The organism is Mesorhizobium amorphae, assembly GCF_014843845.1.
In the GTDB taxonomy this organism is placed as follows: domain Bacteria; phylum Pseudomonadota; class Alphaproteobacteria; order Rhizobiales; family Rhizobiaceae; genus Mesorhizobium; species Mesorhizobium amorphae_A.
Window position 1 is genome coordinate 41,369 of sequence record NZ_JHQS01000058.1, and the last position, 13,802, is coordinate 55,170.

At 63.9% G+C, this 13,802-nt stretch carries 15 protein-coding genes; 13 read left to right on the forward strand and 2 right to left on the reverse strand.

Features of this window, described 5'->3' with window-relative positions; all coding sequences use genetic code 11:
• Positions 1–59: 59 nt before the first annotated feature.
• From DH08_RS24575 to DH08_RS24595, 6 genes are all read left to right on the forward strand, one after another.
• Positions 60–356 carry a 4a-hydroxytetrahydrobiopterin dehydratase gene (locus DH08_RS24575; RefSeq protein WP_081482158.1) on the forward strand — a complete coding sequence of 99 codons (297 nt, stop codon included), beginning with the start codon at positions 60–62 and terminating at the stop codon, positions 354–356.
• A gap of 128 nt (positions 357–484) precedes the next feature.
• The gene (locus tag DH08_RS24580; RefSeq protein ID WP_192181753.1) at positions 485–847 is read left to right on the forward strand and encodes a YkvA family protein; all 363 of its coding nucleotides are present in this window, start codon (positions 485–487) and stop codon (positions 845–847) included.
• 252 nt (positions 848–1,099) lie between these two features.
• A complete protein-coding gene (locus DH08_RS24585) occupies positions 1,100–1,603 on the forward strand; it encodes an invasion associated locus B family protein (RefSeq protein ID WP_192181754.1) in 504 nt (167 codons plus the stop codon).
• Positions 1,604–1,738: 135 nt separating this feature from the next.
• A complete protein-coding gene (locus tag DH08_RS36970) occupies positions 1,739–1,870 on the forward strand; it encodes a hypothetical protein (RefSeq protein ID WP_282595056.1) in 132 nt (43 codons plus the stop codon).
• 168 nt (positions 1,871–2,038) lie between these two features.
• A complete protein-coding gene (gene rlmN, locus DH08_RS24590) occupies positions 2,039–3,274 on the forward strand; it encodes a dual-specificity RNA methyltransferase RlmN (protein WP_192181755.1) in 1,236 nt (411 codons plus the stop codon).
• On the forward strand, positions 3,271–3,750 hold the full coding sequence (locus DH08_RS24595) for a hypothetical protein (RefSeq protein ID WP_192181756.1): 480 nt from the start codon (positions 3,271–3,273) through the stop codon (positions 3,748–3,750). The genes rlmN and DH08_RS24595 overlap by 4 nt, the downstream gene beginning before the upstream one ends.
• Here the strand turns inward: DH08_RS24595 and DH08_RS24600 are convergent.
• On the reverse strand, positions 3,722–4,363 hold the full coding sequence (locus DH08_RS24600; protein WP_192181757.1) for a LysE family translocator: 642 nt from the start codon (positions 4,361–4,363) through the stop codon (positions 3,722–3,724). The genes DH08_RS24595 and DH08_RS24600 overlap by 29 nt on opposite strands.
• 166 nt (positions 4,364–4,529) lie before the next feature.
• Here DH08_RS24600 and DH08_RS24605 point away from each other — a divergent pair, with 166 nt between their 5' ends.
• Positions 4,530–5,750, forward strand: a complete 1,221-nt coding sequence (locus DH08_RS24605; RefSeq protein WP_192181758.1) for an argininosuccinate synthase — start codon at positions 4,530–4,532, stop codon at positions 5,748–5,750.
• A 99-nt stretch (positions 5,751–5,849) separates the two neighbouring features.
• On the opposite strand, the gene DH08_RS24610 is transcribed toward DH08_RS24605, so the two are convergent.
• A complete protein-coding gene (locus DH08_RS24610) occupies positions 5,850–6,641 on the reverse strand; it encodes a lytic murein transglycosylase (RefSeq protein WP_192181759.1) in 792 nt (263 codons plus the stop codon).
• Between the two features lie 147 nt (positions 6,642–6,788).
• Between DH08_RS24610 and DH08_RS24615 the strand changes: the two genes are divergently transcribed.
• The 6 genes from DH08_RS24615 to ffh all read left to right on the forward strand — a co-directional run bounded on the left by DH08_RS24615 (position 6,789) and on the right by ffh (position 13,797).
• Positions 6,789–8,036, forward strand: coding sequence for a flavin monoamine oxidase family protein (locus tag DH08_RS24615; RefSeq protein ID WP_192181760.1), 1,248 nt, complete (start codon positions 6,789–6,791; stop codon positions 8,034–8,036).
• A gap of 79 nt (positions 8,037–8,115) precedes the next feature.
• Entirely contained in the window at positions 8,116–9,213 is a 1,098-nt protein-coding gene (locus tag DH08_RS24620; RefSeq protein ID WP_192181761.1) for a zinc-binding metallopeptidase family protein, read from the forward strand.
• A 64-nt stretch (positions 9,214–9,277) separates the two neighbouring features.
• Entirely contained in the window at positions 9,278–9,880 is a 603-nt protein-coding gene (locus DH08_RS24625; protein ID WP_192181762.1) for a DUF1236 domain-containing protein, read from the forward strand.
• Positions 9,881–10,022: 142 nt separating this feature from the next.
• Positions 10,023–10,967, forward strand: a complete 945-nt coding sequence (locus tag DH08_RS24630) for a CPBP family glutamic-type intramembrane protease (protein WP_192181763.1) — start codon at positions 10,023–10,025, stop codon at positions 10,965–10,967.
• The gene (locus DH08_RS24635; RefSeq protein ID WP_192181764.1) at positions 10,967–11,908 is read left to right on the forward strand and encodes a glycosyltransferase; all 942 of its coding nucleotides are present in this window, start codon (positions 10,967–10,969) and stop codon (positions 11,906–11,908) included. The genes DH08_RS24630 and DH08_RS24635 overlap by 1 nt, the downstream gene beginning before the upstream one ends.
• Positions 11,909–12,195: 287 nt before the next feature.
• A complete protein-coding gene (ffh, locus tag DH08_RS24640) occupies positions 12,196–13,797 on the forward strand; it encodes a signal recognition particle protein (protein ID WP_192181765.1) in 1,602 nt (533 codons plus the stop codon).
• Positions 13,798–13,802: the final 5 nt, after the last annotated feature.

A 13,802-nucleotide genomic window follows, 5' to 3' on the forward strand; every position in this document is an offset into this window, starting at 1 on the left:
ACTTTTGGGCGACATGCATTATGGTGAGGGTCATTTTTCGAATAGCACAGGAATCCGACATGACGAGAGAGAAACTGGGCAAGGACGCTATCGCTGCTGCCCTTGCTGAACTGGGCGGCTGGTCGCTGGCCGCCGACGGCGCTTCGATCAAGCGCAGCTTCGTCTTCAAGAACTTCTCCGAGGCCTTCGCCTTCATGACCCGCGTCGCGCTTGCGGCGGAAAAGATGGATCATCATCCGGACTGGTCGAACGTCTACAAGACCGTCGACGTCACGCTGAACACGCACGATGCCGGCGGCGTGACCGCTCTCGATATCGAACTGGCGAAGAAGATGAACCGCTATTTCGGCGGCTGAGTGACGCCCCGCGACAGGCCCAGCATGCCAAATCGGCGCCGGCATCTTGCAGCGGGGGTCGGCTTTCACCACATTTTTGCTCGCAGCCGCGCGTTGAACGATACGTAGGCGCCTGCAAGGAGAGATTGATGGCGCAAGATTCCGGTTTTGATTTCTTCGGCTTTGGCGACAAGCTTGCCGGCGAGCGTGAGGTGCGCGAGAAGTTCTGGCGCACCGCAAAGAAGGCTGCCCGGCAGATCCCCTTTATGGAGGACGTGGTGGCAGCCTATTACTGCACCATGGACAAGAACACGCCGCTGCGTGCCAAGGGCATCCTGGTGGCGGCGCTCGGCTACTTCGTGCTGCCGGTGGACTTCATTCCCGATTTCGTGCTCGGCCTCGGCTTCACCGACGACATAGCCGTGCTGACGGCGGCGATCACCACCGTCAGCGCCCACATCACCCCGGCGCACCGGCAGGCCGCCAAGCAGGCGATTGCCGGCAAGAGCTGAGCCGGCACAGCACACGCAGGGGTGGTTTGAAAAGACAAACTCTTGCCGCTTTCGTGGCCTCCAAGTCCGAGACAGGGACGTCGCGCTGCTGCTTTTCGAGCGGCAGTGCGGTGATGGCGGCGGTTTCCAGGGGTGTGGGTCCTTTTCTTGAGGAAAATTCACCGTTTGGTAACCCAGATTAAATCAAAATGAAGCGACGGGCAGGACGCCAGACCGGCCTGCCGCCGCACCAGTTGGAATACGGGAAAAACGATGCGCGGATTGATTGCTACAGTTTCCAGCCTGGTCCTGGTGGCCCTGGCCGCGCCGGCGCTGGCGCAGTCGGCGACCAAGATCGGCCAGCACAATGCCTGGGGCACCTACAGCTACCAGGCCTCGGGCGGCAAGGTCTGCTACGTGCTGACCGTGCCGACCGACAAGCAGCCGCCGACGCTCGACCATGGCGACATGTTCTTCTTCGTCAGCCAGCGGCCGGGACAGCAAGTCTCCTACGAGCCGCAATTCATCGCCGGCTACAATTTCCAGGAGGGCTCCAAGGCCACCGTTACCATCGACAAGAAATCCTTCTCGATGTTCACGCGCGGCAAGTCGGCCTGGGTCGAGAACGCCGCCGAGGAGCCGGTGCTGATCGCCGCGATGAAGACCGGCACCGACATGAAGGTGTCGGCCAAGTCCGGCCGCGGCAACACCACCACCTACGTCTTTTCGCTGAAGGGCATTTCGGCGGCGCTGTCGTCGATCGCCAAGTGCAAGTAGGCCGTGCCGCCGAATGGCCCGCTCTCGGACTTACCCGAGAGTGAGCAGCAACCGGTTCGAATGAGCAGATTAGGGGAGATCCTACGCACGGCATGGATTGTCGCGCTGTGCGCGGCAGGATTGTCGCTTGGCGCCATGACTGGCTACAACAACGCCGGATACACTGGGGCAATAGCGCTGGGTCTGGCCGGCTGGATTGTCGGTGCAATTTTCGGCATGGGCGGTCTGGCCGGAGTAAGAGTTTTGATGCGCTTTTTGGCAGCTTGACCGCCAGCCTCTACATCTAGCCGGCATCCTGACGCCAACAGACGGTGGCGAAGCTGACGCACCGCTGCCGCCCCCCGCATGACTCCGCGCGCAACCTGTGCTATGCGCCGCGCTTCATTTCCGGCACGATGCTGAAATCGGCCGCAAACCGCTTATATTGGCGCTACCATGACCTTTTCATTCGATCTTACCGCCGAAGGCGCTCGTGACGCGTTGCGCGCCCGCGCAGCACAGCCCGAAAAGCCGTCGCTGATCGGCCTGACGCGCGCCGAACTCGGTGAAGCCCTCGTCGCCGCGGGCATCGTGCCGGAGCGCCAGGCAAAAATGCGCGCCCAGCAGCTTTGGCACTGGATGTATGTGCGCGGCGTTTCCGACTTTGCCGGCATGTTCAACATCTCCAAGGATCTGCGCGCCGAGCTGGACAAGCATTTCACCGTGGCGCGGCCCGAAATCGTCGAGGAGCAGATTTCCGCCGACGGCACGCGTAAATGGCTGTTCCGCTTTCCGCCGCGCGGCGCCGGTCGGCCGGTCGAGATCGAGACCGTCTACATTCCCGAGGAAGGGCGCGGCACGCTCTGCATCTCCTCGCAGGTCGGCTGCACGCTGACCTGTTCCTTCTGCCACACCGGCACGCAGAAGCTGGTGCGCAATTTGACCGCCGAGGAAATCCTCGCCCAGCTTTTGACCGCCCGCGACCGGCTCGGCGATTTCCCCGACCGCGACACGCCGGACGGTGCCATCGTGCCGGCCGAGGGCAGAAAAGTCTCCAACATCGTCATGATGGGCATGGGCGAGCCGCTCTACAATTTCGAGGCGGTGAAGAAGGCGCTGTTGATCGCTTCCGACGGCGACGGACTTTCCCTGTCGAAAAGGCGCATCACGCTGTCGACCTCCGGCGTCGTGCCCGAAATCTTCCGCACCGGCGAGGAGATCGGCGTCATGCTGGCGATCTCGCTGCATGCCACCAATGACGATCTGCGCGACCTGCTGGTGCCGATCAACAAGAAGTATCCGCTGAAGGAATTGATCGCCGCCTGCCGCGCCTATCCTGGCCTGTCCAACGCCAAGCGCATCACCTTCGAATATGTGATGCTGAAGGACGTCAATGATTCCATCGACGACGCCAAGGGGCTGATCAAGCTGCTCAAGGGCATCCCGGCCAAGATCAATCTGATCCCGTTCAACCCGTGGCCGGGCACCAACTATCAGTGCTCCGACTGGGAGACGATCGAGAAGTTCGCCGACTACATCAACAATGCCGGCTACGCCTCGCCGATCCGCACCCCGCGCGGCCGCGACATCCTCGCCGCCTGCGGCCAGCTGAAGTCGGAATCGGAGCGCATGCGCAAAGTCGACCGCCTCGCGCTGGAAGCCATGATGATCGCGGGGCACGGCGAGGCGTGAGCCGTCTTCTCGCCTATCTCATCCGCTTCGCCGTCATCCTGATCGGCTATATCGTCGCCTCGCTGGCGGCTAGCGCCTTCCTCAACATCCTGTTCCTGGCTTCGCTCGGCTATTCGCCGGACCAGACCCACCCGACGGCGACCGCATCGCTCTATTTCTCTATTCCGTTCGTGGCGCTGTTCGTCGCCTATTTCGGCTTCATGCCGGCGGCGATCGTCATCCTGATTTCCGAAATCCTCGGGCGGCGCGACTGGCTGTTCTACGCGCTTGCCGGCGGCGTGGTTGCCGCGGTCTTCCTCGGCTTTGTCCATCAGAACGCCGACGCCGATTTCGACGTCACTGAGCCACGTGCCATCGCTGCCGTGATCGGCTGCGGCATGGTCGGTGGCATCTTCTATTGGCTCGCCGCCGGCCGCTGGGCCGGAAGCTGGTGGAAAAGCGAAGCGCCTATTTCGCCTGGGCCGTCAGGATCTTGAGCGCGAAGGCCGAGAACACGCCGGCAAACAGATAGTCGACCACCCGCGTGACGCGCGGGCTGGCCTTCATCGCCGCCGAGAACCTTTCCGCAGCAAACACCATCGGCGCCGTCACCGGGATCGATAGCACGATGAACACCGCACCAAGGAAGAACAGTTTGCCCGGTGCGTTCGGATCGTGCGCGGAAACGAACTGCGGCAAAAACGTCATGAAGAACAGTATGATCTTCGGGTTGAGCAGATTGACGCCCAGCCCGGCCGCCCAGCTGCGGAACAACGAGATTTGTGGCCCGCTCTTCTTCTCCGGCGAAAACGCGGACCCCTTGGCGAGCGCCTGCCAGGCCAGGAACACCAGATAGCCGGCGCCAAAAATCTTCAGCACGAAGAAGGCCATCGGCGAGGCGACGATCAGCGCCGAGATGCCAACCACCACCAGCGTCGTGTGGATCAGCGTGCCGCACAGCGCGCCCGCCATCGAGGCAAAGCCGGTGGCGCGGCCCTGGCTCAGTGTCCGCGAGACGAACAGCGTCATGTCGGGCCCCGGCGTGATCGCCAGGATGACGGTGGCAATGGCGAACTGGATCAGCGTCGCGGTGTCGGGAATGAAGGACATGGCCGGTCTCAAGGCAGCAAAAGACGGCGCAGCCATAACGCAAGTGTCCTGCCCTTGCCAGCTTCTGGCTGATCCAGCATCTGGTCCAGCCACCGTTCGTCTCTTGCGCAGGCCGGAAACGCCGTGATACCTCGCCCGCCGAGAACTCCTGTCGCGGAACCGCCAAATGTCAAAAGCAAAAGACGTCAAGAAAGTCGTGCTCGCCTATTCCGGCGGCCTCGACACCTCCATCATCCTGAAATGGCTGCAGACCGAGCTTGGCGCCGAAGTCGTCACCTTCACCGCCGACCTCGGCCAGGGCGGCGAGCTGGAGCCGGCGCGCCGCAAGGCCGAGATGATGGGCATCAAGGACATCCGCGTCGTCGATGTGCGCGAGGAATTCGTCGCCGACTTCGTCTTCCCGATGTTTCGCGCCAACGCCGTCTATGAAGGCACTTACCTGCTCGGGACCTCGATCGCCCGACCCCTGATCTCCAAGCATCTGGTCGAGATCGCCAGGGAGACGGGTGCCGATGCAATTGCTCATGGTGCTACCGGCAAGGGCAACGACCAGGTCCGTTTCGAGCTGTCGGCCTATGCGCTGAATCCCGACATCAAGGTCATCGCGCCGTGGCGCGACTGGTCGTTCAAGTCGCGCACCGACCTGATCAACTTCGCCGAGCAGCACCAGATCCCGGTGCCGAAGGACAAGAAGGGCGACGCGCCGTTCTCGGTCGACGCCAACCTGCTGCACTCGTCGTCCGAGGGCAAGGTGCTGGAAGATCCGTGGAGCGAGCCGCCGGAATTCGTCCACCAGCGCACCGTCTCGCCGATGGATGCGCCGGACAAGGTCACCGAGATCGAGATCGAGTTCCTCAAGGGCGATCCGATCGCGCTGAATGGCAAGAAGCTGTCGCCGGCGACGATGCTGGCGGCGCTCAACGATCTCGGCCGCGACAATGGCATCGGCCGCCTCGACCTGGTCGAGAACCGTTTCGTCGGCATGAAATCGCGTGGCGTCTACGAGACGCCTGGCGGCACCATACTGATATCAGCCCACCGCGCCATCGAGTCGATCGCGCTCGACAGGGGCGCCGGCCACCTCAAGGACGAGTTCATGCCGCGCTATGCCGAGCTGATCTACAACGGCTTCTGGTTCTCGCCCGAGCGGCTGATGCTGCAGGCGATGATCGACAAGAGCCAGGAAGACGTCGAAGGCACGGTGCGGCTCAAGCTCTATAAGGGCAACGTCATGGTCACCGGCCGCAAGTCGAACAAGACGCTCTATTCCGACGCGCTGGTCACCTTCGAGGACGACCGCGGCGCCTACGACCAGAAGGACGCCGCCGGCTTCATCCGCCTCAACGCGCTGCGGCTGCGCACACTTGCCGCGCGCAACCGCAATTGAGAGCGATGTGCCAGGCGCTCAGCCGGCATGGCATTTGCCACACGCATCAACAAAAAAGCCCGGCACATGGCCGGGCTTTCGTCGATTAGAGATTTCTATTCAATCGCCGTCGATCGCCGTGGCGATGCGGGCGATGGCCTGTTGATAGACGCTCGCGGAATTCCAGCCGGCAATGGCGCCCATATTCGCGCTTGCGCTCGCACCCGCCTGCCAGCCATGAGCCTTGAGGAAGTTGGCGGTGGAAGCCAGCGCAGTGGCTTTGTCGCGCAGATTCCCGTTGCCGACGCCATACTGCAAAACATTTCCGGGCAGGAACTGCGTATGGCCAATCTCGCCATGCGCTGCGCCGACCGACGAGGCGCTCAACGCGCCGCGATCGACCAGCTTCAGGGCTGCAATGGCATGCGGATAAAAGAACCCCGGCCGGCGGCAATCATAGGCAAGCGTCAGAATGGCAGAGACCGTATTCTGCTTGCCCAAGGAGGCACCGAAGCCGGTCTCCATGCCCCAGATGGCGAGCAACACACCCGGCGACACGCCGTAGGTCGCTTCGATCTTGTTGAACAGCGCCGCGTTCGACTTCTTCAGCGAACGGCCCTTGGAAATGATCGCGGCCCCACCGCGGCGCTTCATGAACTCTTCGACAGAGCCGCTGAAAGCCTTATGGATGGCGCGGTCGACGCTGATCGTCTTTGTTGCGTAGGTGGCGCCGGCCAGAGCGGCCAGACCCTTCGAACCGACACCGTTGGACCTGGCCTCCGCGGCAAACTCCTGCTTCCAGGCCTCGAAGCCAGCGCCGTTCTTGCCGCAGCTGGCCGCCTGCGCGCCCGTCGCCAGCGCAAGCACCGCCAGCGCGGCCGCAAAAATTCTTCCCTTGGCAAGAAATGCCATGCTTTTCTCCTGATTGCCTGAATCACGTCCCGGTTGCGAATTTGCCAGTGAAACGCGCAATTGTCACCGTACCCCCGGCGCTACGCTGGCCAATGCCGCGCAATTTGCCTACGATCAAGTAGATATTGTGGCGGGGGTCTTGCATTCATGGATGACGTTGACGTCGTGATCATCGGCGCCGGCTCCGCTGGCCTCGCCGCCGCCAAGACCATTCGCGCCGCCGGCCTTTCCTTCAAACTGCTGGAAGCGATGGGCCGCGTCGGCGGTCGCGCCTGGACCAGCGACCAGCATTTCGGCGTCCCGTTCGACATCGGCTGCGCCTGGCTGCATGCCGCGGATCGCAATCCCTATTTTCCCGAGGCCGAGGCCGCCGGCTGGACGCTTCACCATCACGACATGAATGTCGATCATCTCTATTACCGCCAGCGCAAGGCAAGCGAGGTCGAAGAGGCCGAGATGAAGGCCGCCGATGCACGGCTGTTCGAACTGCTGGCCGCGCACCAGGTGGAAGAGGGCGACGACGACCGCCTTTCGGCACTCCTCGCCAAGGGACATGCGCCGCGCGCCGCCGCCACCTTCGCCGGGCCGATGGATTTTGGCGCCGACGAGGACGAAATATCGATCCGTGACTTTCAGGCCGCCGCCGATCTCGATCCCAATTATTTCAGCAAGGAAGGGTTTGGCGCCCTGGTGGCGCATTTCGGGGCAGACCTGCCGGTGGAACTGTCGACGCCGGTGCGAAAGATCCTCTGGGACGTGCCGGGTGTCGCCTGCGTCACCGATCGCGGCACCATCCGCGCCAGGGCGGTCATCGTCACAGCCTCGCCGGCGGTGCTCGCCTTCGAGGAGATCGAGTTCTCGCCGGCGCTTCCCGATACGCATTTTGGCGCCTTCTTCGATCTGCCTATGGGCATGCTGACCAAGCTGCCGGTCGAGATCCGGGGCACCAGGCTTGGCCTGCAGCCCTTCGACGATCTGTTGATCGAGCGGTTGGCCAGACACGACATCTACTTCCTGTGCTTTCCCTTCGATCTCGACCTGATGGTCGGTTTCGTCGGCGGTGACTTCGCCTGGGAGATGTCCGCTGCCGGTGAAGCGGCGGGCATCGACTTCGTCATCGACCGTCTCTGCAACATCTTCGGTGCGGACACCCGCAAGCATGTCGCACGCGCCATGATGACCAATTGGGGCGGCGAGCGCTTCGTGCGCGGAGCGTATGCGGCGGCCCGCCCGGGACGCTCCGAAGCGCGCGCCACCCTGATGCAGCCGGTGGCGGAAAAGATCTTCTTCGCCGGCGAGCACCTGGCTGGTCCGCTCATCCAGACCTGCGGTGGCGCGCGCCTGTCGGGAGAGAGCGTGGCACGGCAGGTGGCCGCCTTGCTTGCGATTGGATAGCGGCGGCTGGGGCGGCGGCTCGCGTTTGGGTGGCCGGCGATCCCGCCCTATATGCTGGCTCTGACGATTTGAGAGCACAATGAAGCTGTTCGACTGCCCGCATTGCGGCCACCGCCTCTATTTCGAGAACGCCCAGTGCCTGAGCTGCGCCAGCCTCGTCCTCTATGATCCCGAGCAGGCAAGCTTTACCTTGTCTGGTATCGACGGCGTTTTCCAATGCACCAATGCCGATGAATGCGCCTGCAACTGGCGGGCGGGGCCGGGCCCGGCCTTCTGCCGCGCCTGCGCGCTGAACCAGCTGATCCCGGACCTCTCGGTCGACGGCAACCGCCGGCGCTGGATCCGCGTCGAGGCGGCCAAGAAGCGCGCCATCTATTCGCTGCTCGCCTTCGGCCTGCCGACCGCACCAAAGCACAACCCCGGCGACGAGGCCGGCCTTGCCTTCGACTTCCTTGCCGATCCGATCGGCGGCGGCCCAGGCGGCGAGCGCATCCTGACCGGCCATGACAATGGCCTGATCACGCTCAACGTCGCCGAGGCGGACTCCGCCGAACGTGAAAGACGGCGCGTCGAAATGGGCGAGAATTACCGCACGCTGCTCGGCCATTTCCGCCACGAGCTCGGCCACTATTACTGGGATCGGCTGATCCGAGACGACCCGCAAAGGCTTGCAGCCTTCCGCGCCTTGTTCGGCGACGATCGCCCGGACTATGAGCAGGCGCTTCAGACCTACTATGCCACGGGTGCTGCGCCCGACTGGCAGCAGGGCCACATCTCCGCTTATGCGACGTCGCACCCTTGGGAAGACTGGGCCGAAACCTTCGCGCACTATCTGCACATCACCGACACGCTGGAGATGGTGCATGCGCTGAATTTCCCGCTTGGCCGGCTGGAGACGGTTGACGCCGAGGCGCTGCCGCGCGGCGATACCGGCGGCAAACTGCAGGCAGCGCCGTCCGAACCCGCCACCGTGCCCGAGCCCTTCGACAGGATCCTCGCCCGTTGGCTGGTCCTGTCGGAGGCGTCCAACTCGATCAACCGCTGCATGGGCCTGCCCGATCTCTATCCCTTCGTCATTTCGGACGTGACGGCGCGGAAACTGGACTTCGTCCACGCGCTTTTGACCGGTTTGCCGAAAGAAACCGGAACAATTCGTGAGCCGGCAGGGGCATTTTAGCCGGAACGCATAGAGCCTTGTTTCGTCCCCGTTCGCGAGGGAGTTCGAAGAACGGAGAGAAATCATGAAAGCCATACTGTTTCCGGCCATCGCCGGGGCGCTCGTCGCCATGTCGGGCGCGGCTCTGGCCGAGACAGCCGTTTCGGCTGTCACCGATCTCAACGTGCGCGCCGGCCCCGGCCCGCAATATCCCGTGATCGGCGTGCTGGCCGCCGGCCAGTCGGCAACGCTCCAGGGCTGCATTGCAAACAGCAAATGGTGCACCATCGCCGAGGCCAATGGCCAAGGCTGGGTCTATTCGGATTATGTAACGGCCGATTTCGGCGGCAATCAGGTGGTGCTGACGCGCCGGCCGGTTGACGCCGATATCGCGGTTGTGACGCCGCCGAGTGACGATATCTATACGGATACCTATACCAGCGCCATTGTCGCGGCCGAACCGATCGACCCGATCGCCAGACCGCCGGCCGAAGTCGGCACCTATGTCACCACGAACCGGCTCGACCCTGTCTATCTCGATGGCGAGGTGGTGACGGGCGCGACCTTGCCGGACACGGTCGAGTTGCGTGAAATCCCTGACTACGACTACCGCTATGTCTATGTGAACAACCAGCCGGCGCTGGTCGACCCCGGCACGCGGCGCATCGTCTACATCATGCGTGACTAGGTCACTGAAACACGCGGCCGCCAGCGCTGGCGGCCGCCGCTCTTTTCGAGCTCAGCACATGAGGGCCCCGACGAGGATGATTGCGCGCGGAGCCCCGATCCCATAGATCATGCGTCGCGAATACGTTGGGCAGGGGAGCCGCGTGATCATCGACAATGCCGCTTTCGAGCGCTATCGGCGCTCGCCGAACGACAAGACAAATTTGCCGCGCCTCCTGCTCGGAAGCGCCATTGTCGTGCTTTTCTGGGTGGCGACGACCCTGGTCGTGCTGCTCGGCGGCACCTATGCCTTCGTCGCCTGGCGGGCCTCGATGGCCGGCAGCGCGCCGACCGGCCGGCCGGTGCAGGATTTCCTGGCATCGCCCGAAGGGATCCTTATCGCACTGGTCTCCTTCGCCGGCATCTGGATCGGCCTTTGGATCGCCATGCGCTGGGTGCATGGGGAGCCGCTGTCGGCGCTGATCGGAACCAGCCGCCGCGTTTCGCGCCAGGGATTCCTCAAGGGCCTGGCGGCGGTGCTGACCACCTCGCTGCTCTCCGAGGTGTTGCTCTATTGGCTGCAACCCGAGATCGCGCGCGGCGCGATCAGCCTGCCGTCCTGGCTGCTGTTCCTCGTCCCGATCGTCTTGCTGGCCTTTCTGCAGACGTCCTCCGAGGAGGCGCTGTTTCGCGGCTATCTGCTGAGAGGCCTGGCAAACCGGTTTCGCAGCCCTCTGATCTGGGTGTTGCTGCCGGTGCTGCTGTTCACCGCGCTGCATTGGAGTTCGGCCTCGTCGCTCGCCATCAATGCCTGCGTGCTGGTCTCGATCGCCACCTTCGCGCTGGTGCTGACGCTGCTGGTCTATGCGACGGGCAATCTGGGTGCTGCCTTCGGCGCCCATCTCGGCAACAACCTGACCGGCTTCCTGCTGATTTCGCACCAGGCAGGCTACAATTCCTTTGCCCTGTTCAACGCCAAGCCGTTGGAAGGCCCCGGCTGGACGACATGGGACGCGGTCCTGATCGCCGCGATCGGCATCGTCAGCAGCCTGCTGACGGTGTTGCTCCTGTTGCATCCGCGCTCGCCGCTGAAGGTCGGGCCGGACTAATGCGCATCACATTGGTGGTCAGGGGCGCAATCCCCTGCAAGGGCTATGGCGGCACCCAGCGTCAGGTCGAGTGGCTGGCGAGCGAACTCGCGCGCCTCGGCCACCGGGTGGTGCTTATCGCCGACCCTGGCTCCAGCCATCCGTTGTGCGAAGTGCGGCAGGCGTCGTCGGCGCAGCAATGCCGGGCCGCCATCCCCGCCGACACCGATATTGTCCATTTCAACAGCTGGTTTATCGAGGTTCCGTTTCCGACCCTCAACACCGAGCACGGCTATACTCCAAGCGAGCCCAGACGGCAGAAGAACTGGAGTTTCGTCAGCGCCAGCCACGCCCGCAACCACGGCCGCGAGACCTTCGTCCACAACGGCTTTCCGATCGACGCCTATCGGCTGGCCAACGCCAAGACCGATCGTCTGATGTTCCTTGCCGGCATCGCGCGCGCCGGCAAGAACCTGAACCGCGCCGTCGACCTGGCGAAGAAGTTTGATTTCCCCCTCGATATCGCCGGCGGCTCGCGCTGGAAACTGCTCACGCGCAGCCATGTTCGAAACCAGGGCGTCTTCTTCAAAAGCCTTGCCAGCTGCTACCGCTTCCATGGCATCGTCGATGGCGACGAAAAGCTGCGCCTGCTGGGAGAGGCAAAGGCCCTTCTCAATCCGATCGCCTGGGAAGAGCCGTTCGGCATGGCTTCGGTCGAGGCGATGCTGTGCGGAACGCCGGTGCTGACGACGCCGCGCGGCGCGCTGCCCGAGATCGTCGACGCCGACACCGGGCGGTTCTTCGACACCGATACGGAGTTCGGCGCGGCCCTTGCCGCCGTCGCGGATCTATCCCCGCAACGCTGCCGCGACTCGGCCGCCGAGCGCTTTCCGATCGCCCGGACCGCCAAGGGTTACCTCAACCTCTACGCGCGTATCCTCGACGGAGAGGTGCTCCCTTGAACCAGTCGCAAAACCAGCGTTTCGACGCTCATCTCGGCCCGCGCCTTGACTCTGCGGCCGATTTCCTGTCTACACGCCGCGAATTCCGCGACGAGTATCCCTCCGAGCAAGCCGACCAGGACGCCGAAGCCTTTTTGAGGCGAGTGCCATAAATCGATCCTGGAGGCCAACACCCGGCAGCGCTGTGCGCCCCCGGGTGCTTTTTGGCTTTGGCTTCCGGTTGGACGATCGGCGCGAACGCACTACCTCTCGGGCAACCATCCGGGTGCCAGGGAAAAGGAAAAAGAATGTTTGAATCGCTACAGGAACGTCTTGGTTCGATCCTGAACGGCCTGACCGGCCGCGGTGCGCTGTCCGAGGCGGATGTCTCGGCGGCGCTGCGCGAGGTGCGCCGCGCGCTGCTCGAGGCCGACGTGGCGCTGGAAGTGGTGCGCTCCTTCACCGACAAGGTGCGCGAGAAGGCGGTCGGCGCCGCCGTGGTGAAGTCGATCAAGCCCGGCCAGATGGTCGTCAAGATCGTCCATGACGAGCTGGTCGAGATGCTGGGCGCCGAGGGCGTCGCCGTCGACCTCAACGCGCCGGCGCCCGTCGTCGTCATGATGGTCGGCCTGCAGGGCTCAGGCAAGACGACGACCTCGGCCAAGATCGCCAAGCGGTTGACCGAGCGGCAGAACAAGAAGGTCCTGATGGCGTCGCTCGACACGCGGCGCCCCGCCGCGCAGGAGCAGCTGCGCCAGCTCGGCGAGCAGGTGAAGGTGGCGACGCTGCCGGTCATCGCCGGCCAGAACCCGGTCGATATTGCGCGCCGCGCCGTGCAGGCAGCAAAGCTCGGCGGCCATGACGTCGTCATCCTCGACACTGCCGGCCGCACCCATATCGACGAGCCGCTGATGGTCGAGATGGCCGACATCAAGAAGGTGTCGTCGCCGCACGAGATCCTGCTGGTCGCCGACTCGCTGACCGGCCAGGACGCCGTCAACCTGGCCAAGAGTTTCGACGAGCGCGTCGGTATCACCGGCCTGGTGCTGACCCGCATGGACGGCGACGGCCGCGGCGGCGCGGCCCTTTCCATGCGCGCCGTCACCGGCAAGCCGATCAAGCTGATCGGCACCGGCGAAAAGATGGACGGGCTGGAGGAATTCCATCCCAAGCGCATCGCCGACCGCATCCTCGGCATGGGCGACATTGTCTCGCTTGTCGAAAAGGCCGCCGAAAACATCGACGCCGAGCAAGCGGCGGCGATGGCCAAAAAGATGCAATCGGGCAAGTTCGACCTGAACGACCTCGCCGGCCAGCTTCAGCAGATGTCGAAGATGGGTGGCATGGGCGGCATCATGGGCATGATGCCCGGCATGGGCAAGATGAAGGACCAGATGGCCGCGGCCGGCCTCGACGACAGGATGTTCGGCCGTCAGCTCGCCATCATCTCGTCGATGACCAAGGCCGAGCGCGCCAACCCCGATATCCTGAAGCACTCGCGCAAGAAGCGCATCGCCGCCGGCTCCGGCACCGATGCAGCCGAGATCAACAAGCTGCTGAAGATGCATCGCGGCATGGCCGACATGATGAAGGCGATGGGCGGCAAGGGCAAAGGCGGCGGCCTCATGCGCGGCATGATGGGCGGCCTTGCCTCGAAGATGGGTCTTGGCGGCATGATGCCGGGTGGCATGGGCGGTATGGGAGGCATGCCGGACCTGTCCAAGATGGACCCAAAACAGCTCGAAGCGCTGCAGAAGCAGGCGCAGGCGGCCGGCCTCGGCGGCATGAAGGGCTTGCCCGGCGGCCTCCCCAGCGGCGGTGGCCTGCCCGGACTGCCCGGCGGCATGAAGCTGCCCGGTCTTCCCGGCCTGGGCGGCGGCGGGCTGCCCGGTCTTGGGAAGAAGAAGTGAGGGCG

Excerpts from the sequence above, each read along its gene's own strand:
- DH08_RS24615 (WP_192181760.1), top strand. The coding sequence starts at position 6,789 with ATGGATGACGTTGACGTCGTGATCATCGGCGCCGGCTCCGCTGGCCTC.
- DH08_RS24580 (WP_192181753.1), top strand. The coding sequence starts at position 485 with ATGGCGCAAGATTCCGGTTTTGATTTCTTCGGCTTTGGCGACAAGCTT.
- ffh (WP_192181765.1), top strand. The coding sequence starts at position 12,196 with ATGTTTGAATCGCTACAGGAACGTCTTGGTTCGATCCTGAACGGCCTG.
- DH08_RS24600 (WP_192181757.1), bottom strand. The coding sequence starts at position 4,363 with ATGTCCTTCATTCCCGACACCGCGACGCTGATCCAGTTCGCCATTGCC.
- DH08_RS24575 (WP_081482158.1), top strand. The coding sequence starts at position 60 with ATGACGAGAGAGAAACTGGGCAAGGACGCTATCGCTGCTGCCCTTGCT.
- DH08_RS24620 (WP_192181761.1), top strand. The coding sequence starts at position 8,116 with ATGAAGCTGTTCGACTGCCCGCATTGCGGCCACCGCCTCTATTTCGAG.
- rlmN (WP_192181755.1), top strand. The coding sequence starts at position 2,039 with ATGACCTTTTCATTCGATCTTACCGCCGAAGGCGCTCGTGACGCGTTG.
- DH08_RS24610 (WP_192181759.1), bottom strand. The coding sequence starts at position 6,641 with ATGGCATTTCTTGCCAAGGGAAGAATTTTTGCGGCCGCGCTGGCGGTG.
- DH08_RS24605 (WP_192181758.1), top strand. The coding sequence starts at position 4,530 with ATGTCAAAAGCAAAAGACGTCAAGAAAGTCGTGCTCGCCTATTCCGGC.
- DH08_RS36970 (WP_282595056.1), top strand. The coding sequence starts at position 1,739 with ATGACTGGCTACAACAACGCCGGATACACTGGGGCAATAGCGCTGGGT.
- DH08_RS24585 (WP_192181754.1), top strand. The coding sequence starts at position 1,100 with ATGCGCGGATTGATTGCTACAGTTTCCAGCCTGGTCCTGGTGGCCCTG.
- DH08_RS24625 (WP_192181762.1), top strand. The coding sequence starts at position 9,278 with ATGAAAGCCATACTGTTTCCGGCCATCGCCGGGGCGCTCGTCGCCATG.
- DH08_RS24635 (WP_192181764.1), top strand. The coding sequence starts at position 10,967 with ATGCGCATCACATTGGTGGTCAGGGGCGCAATCCCCTGCAAGGGCTAT.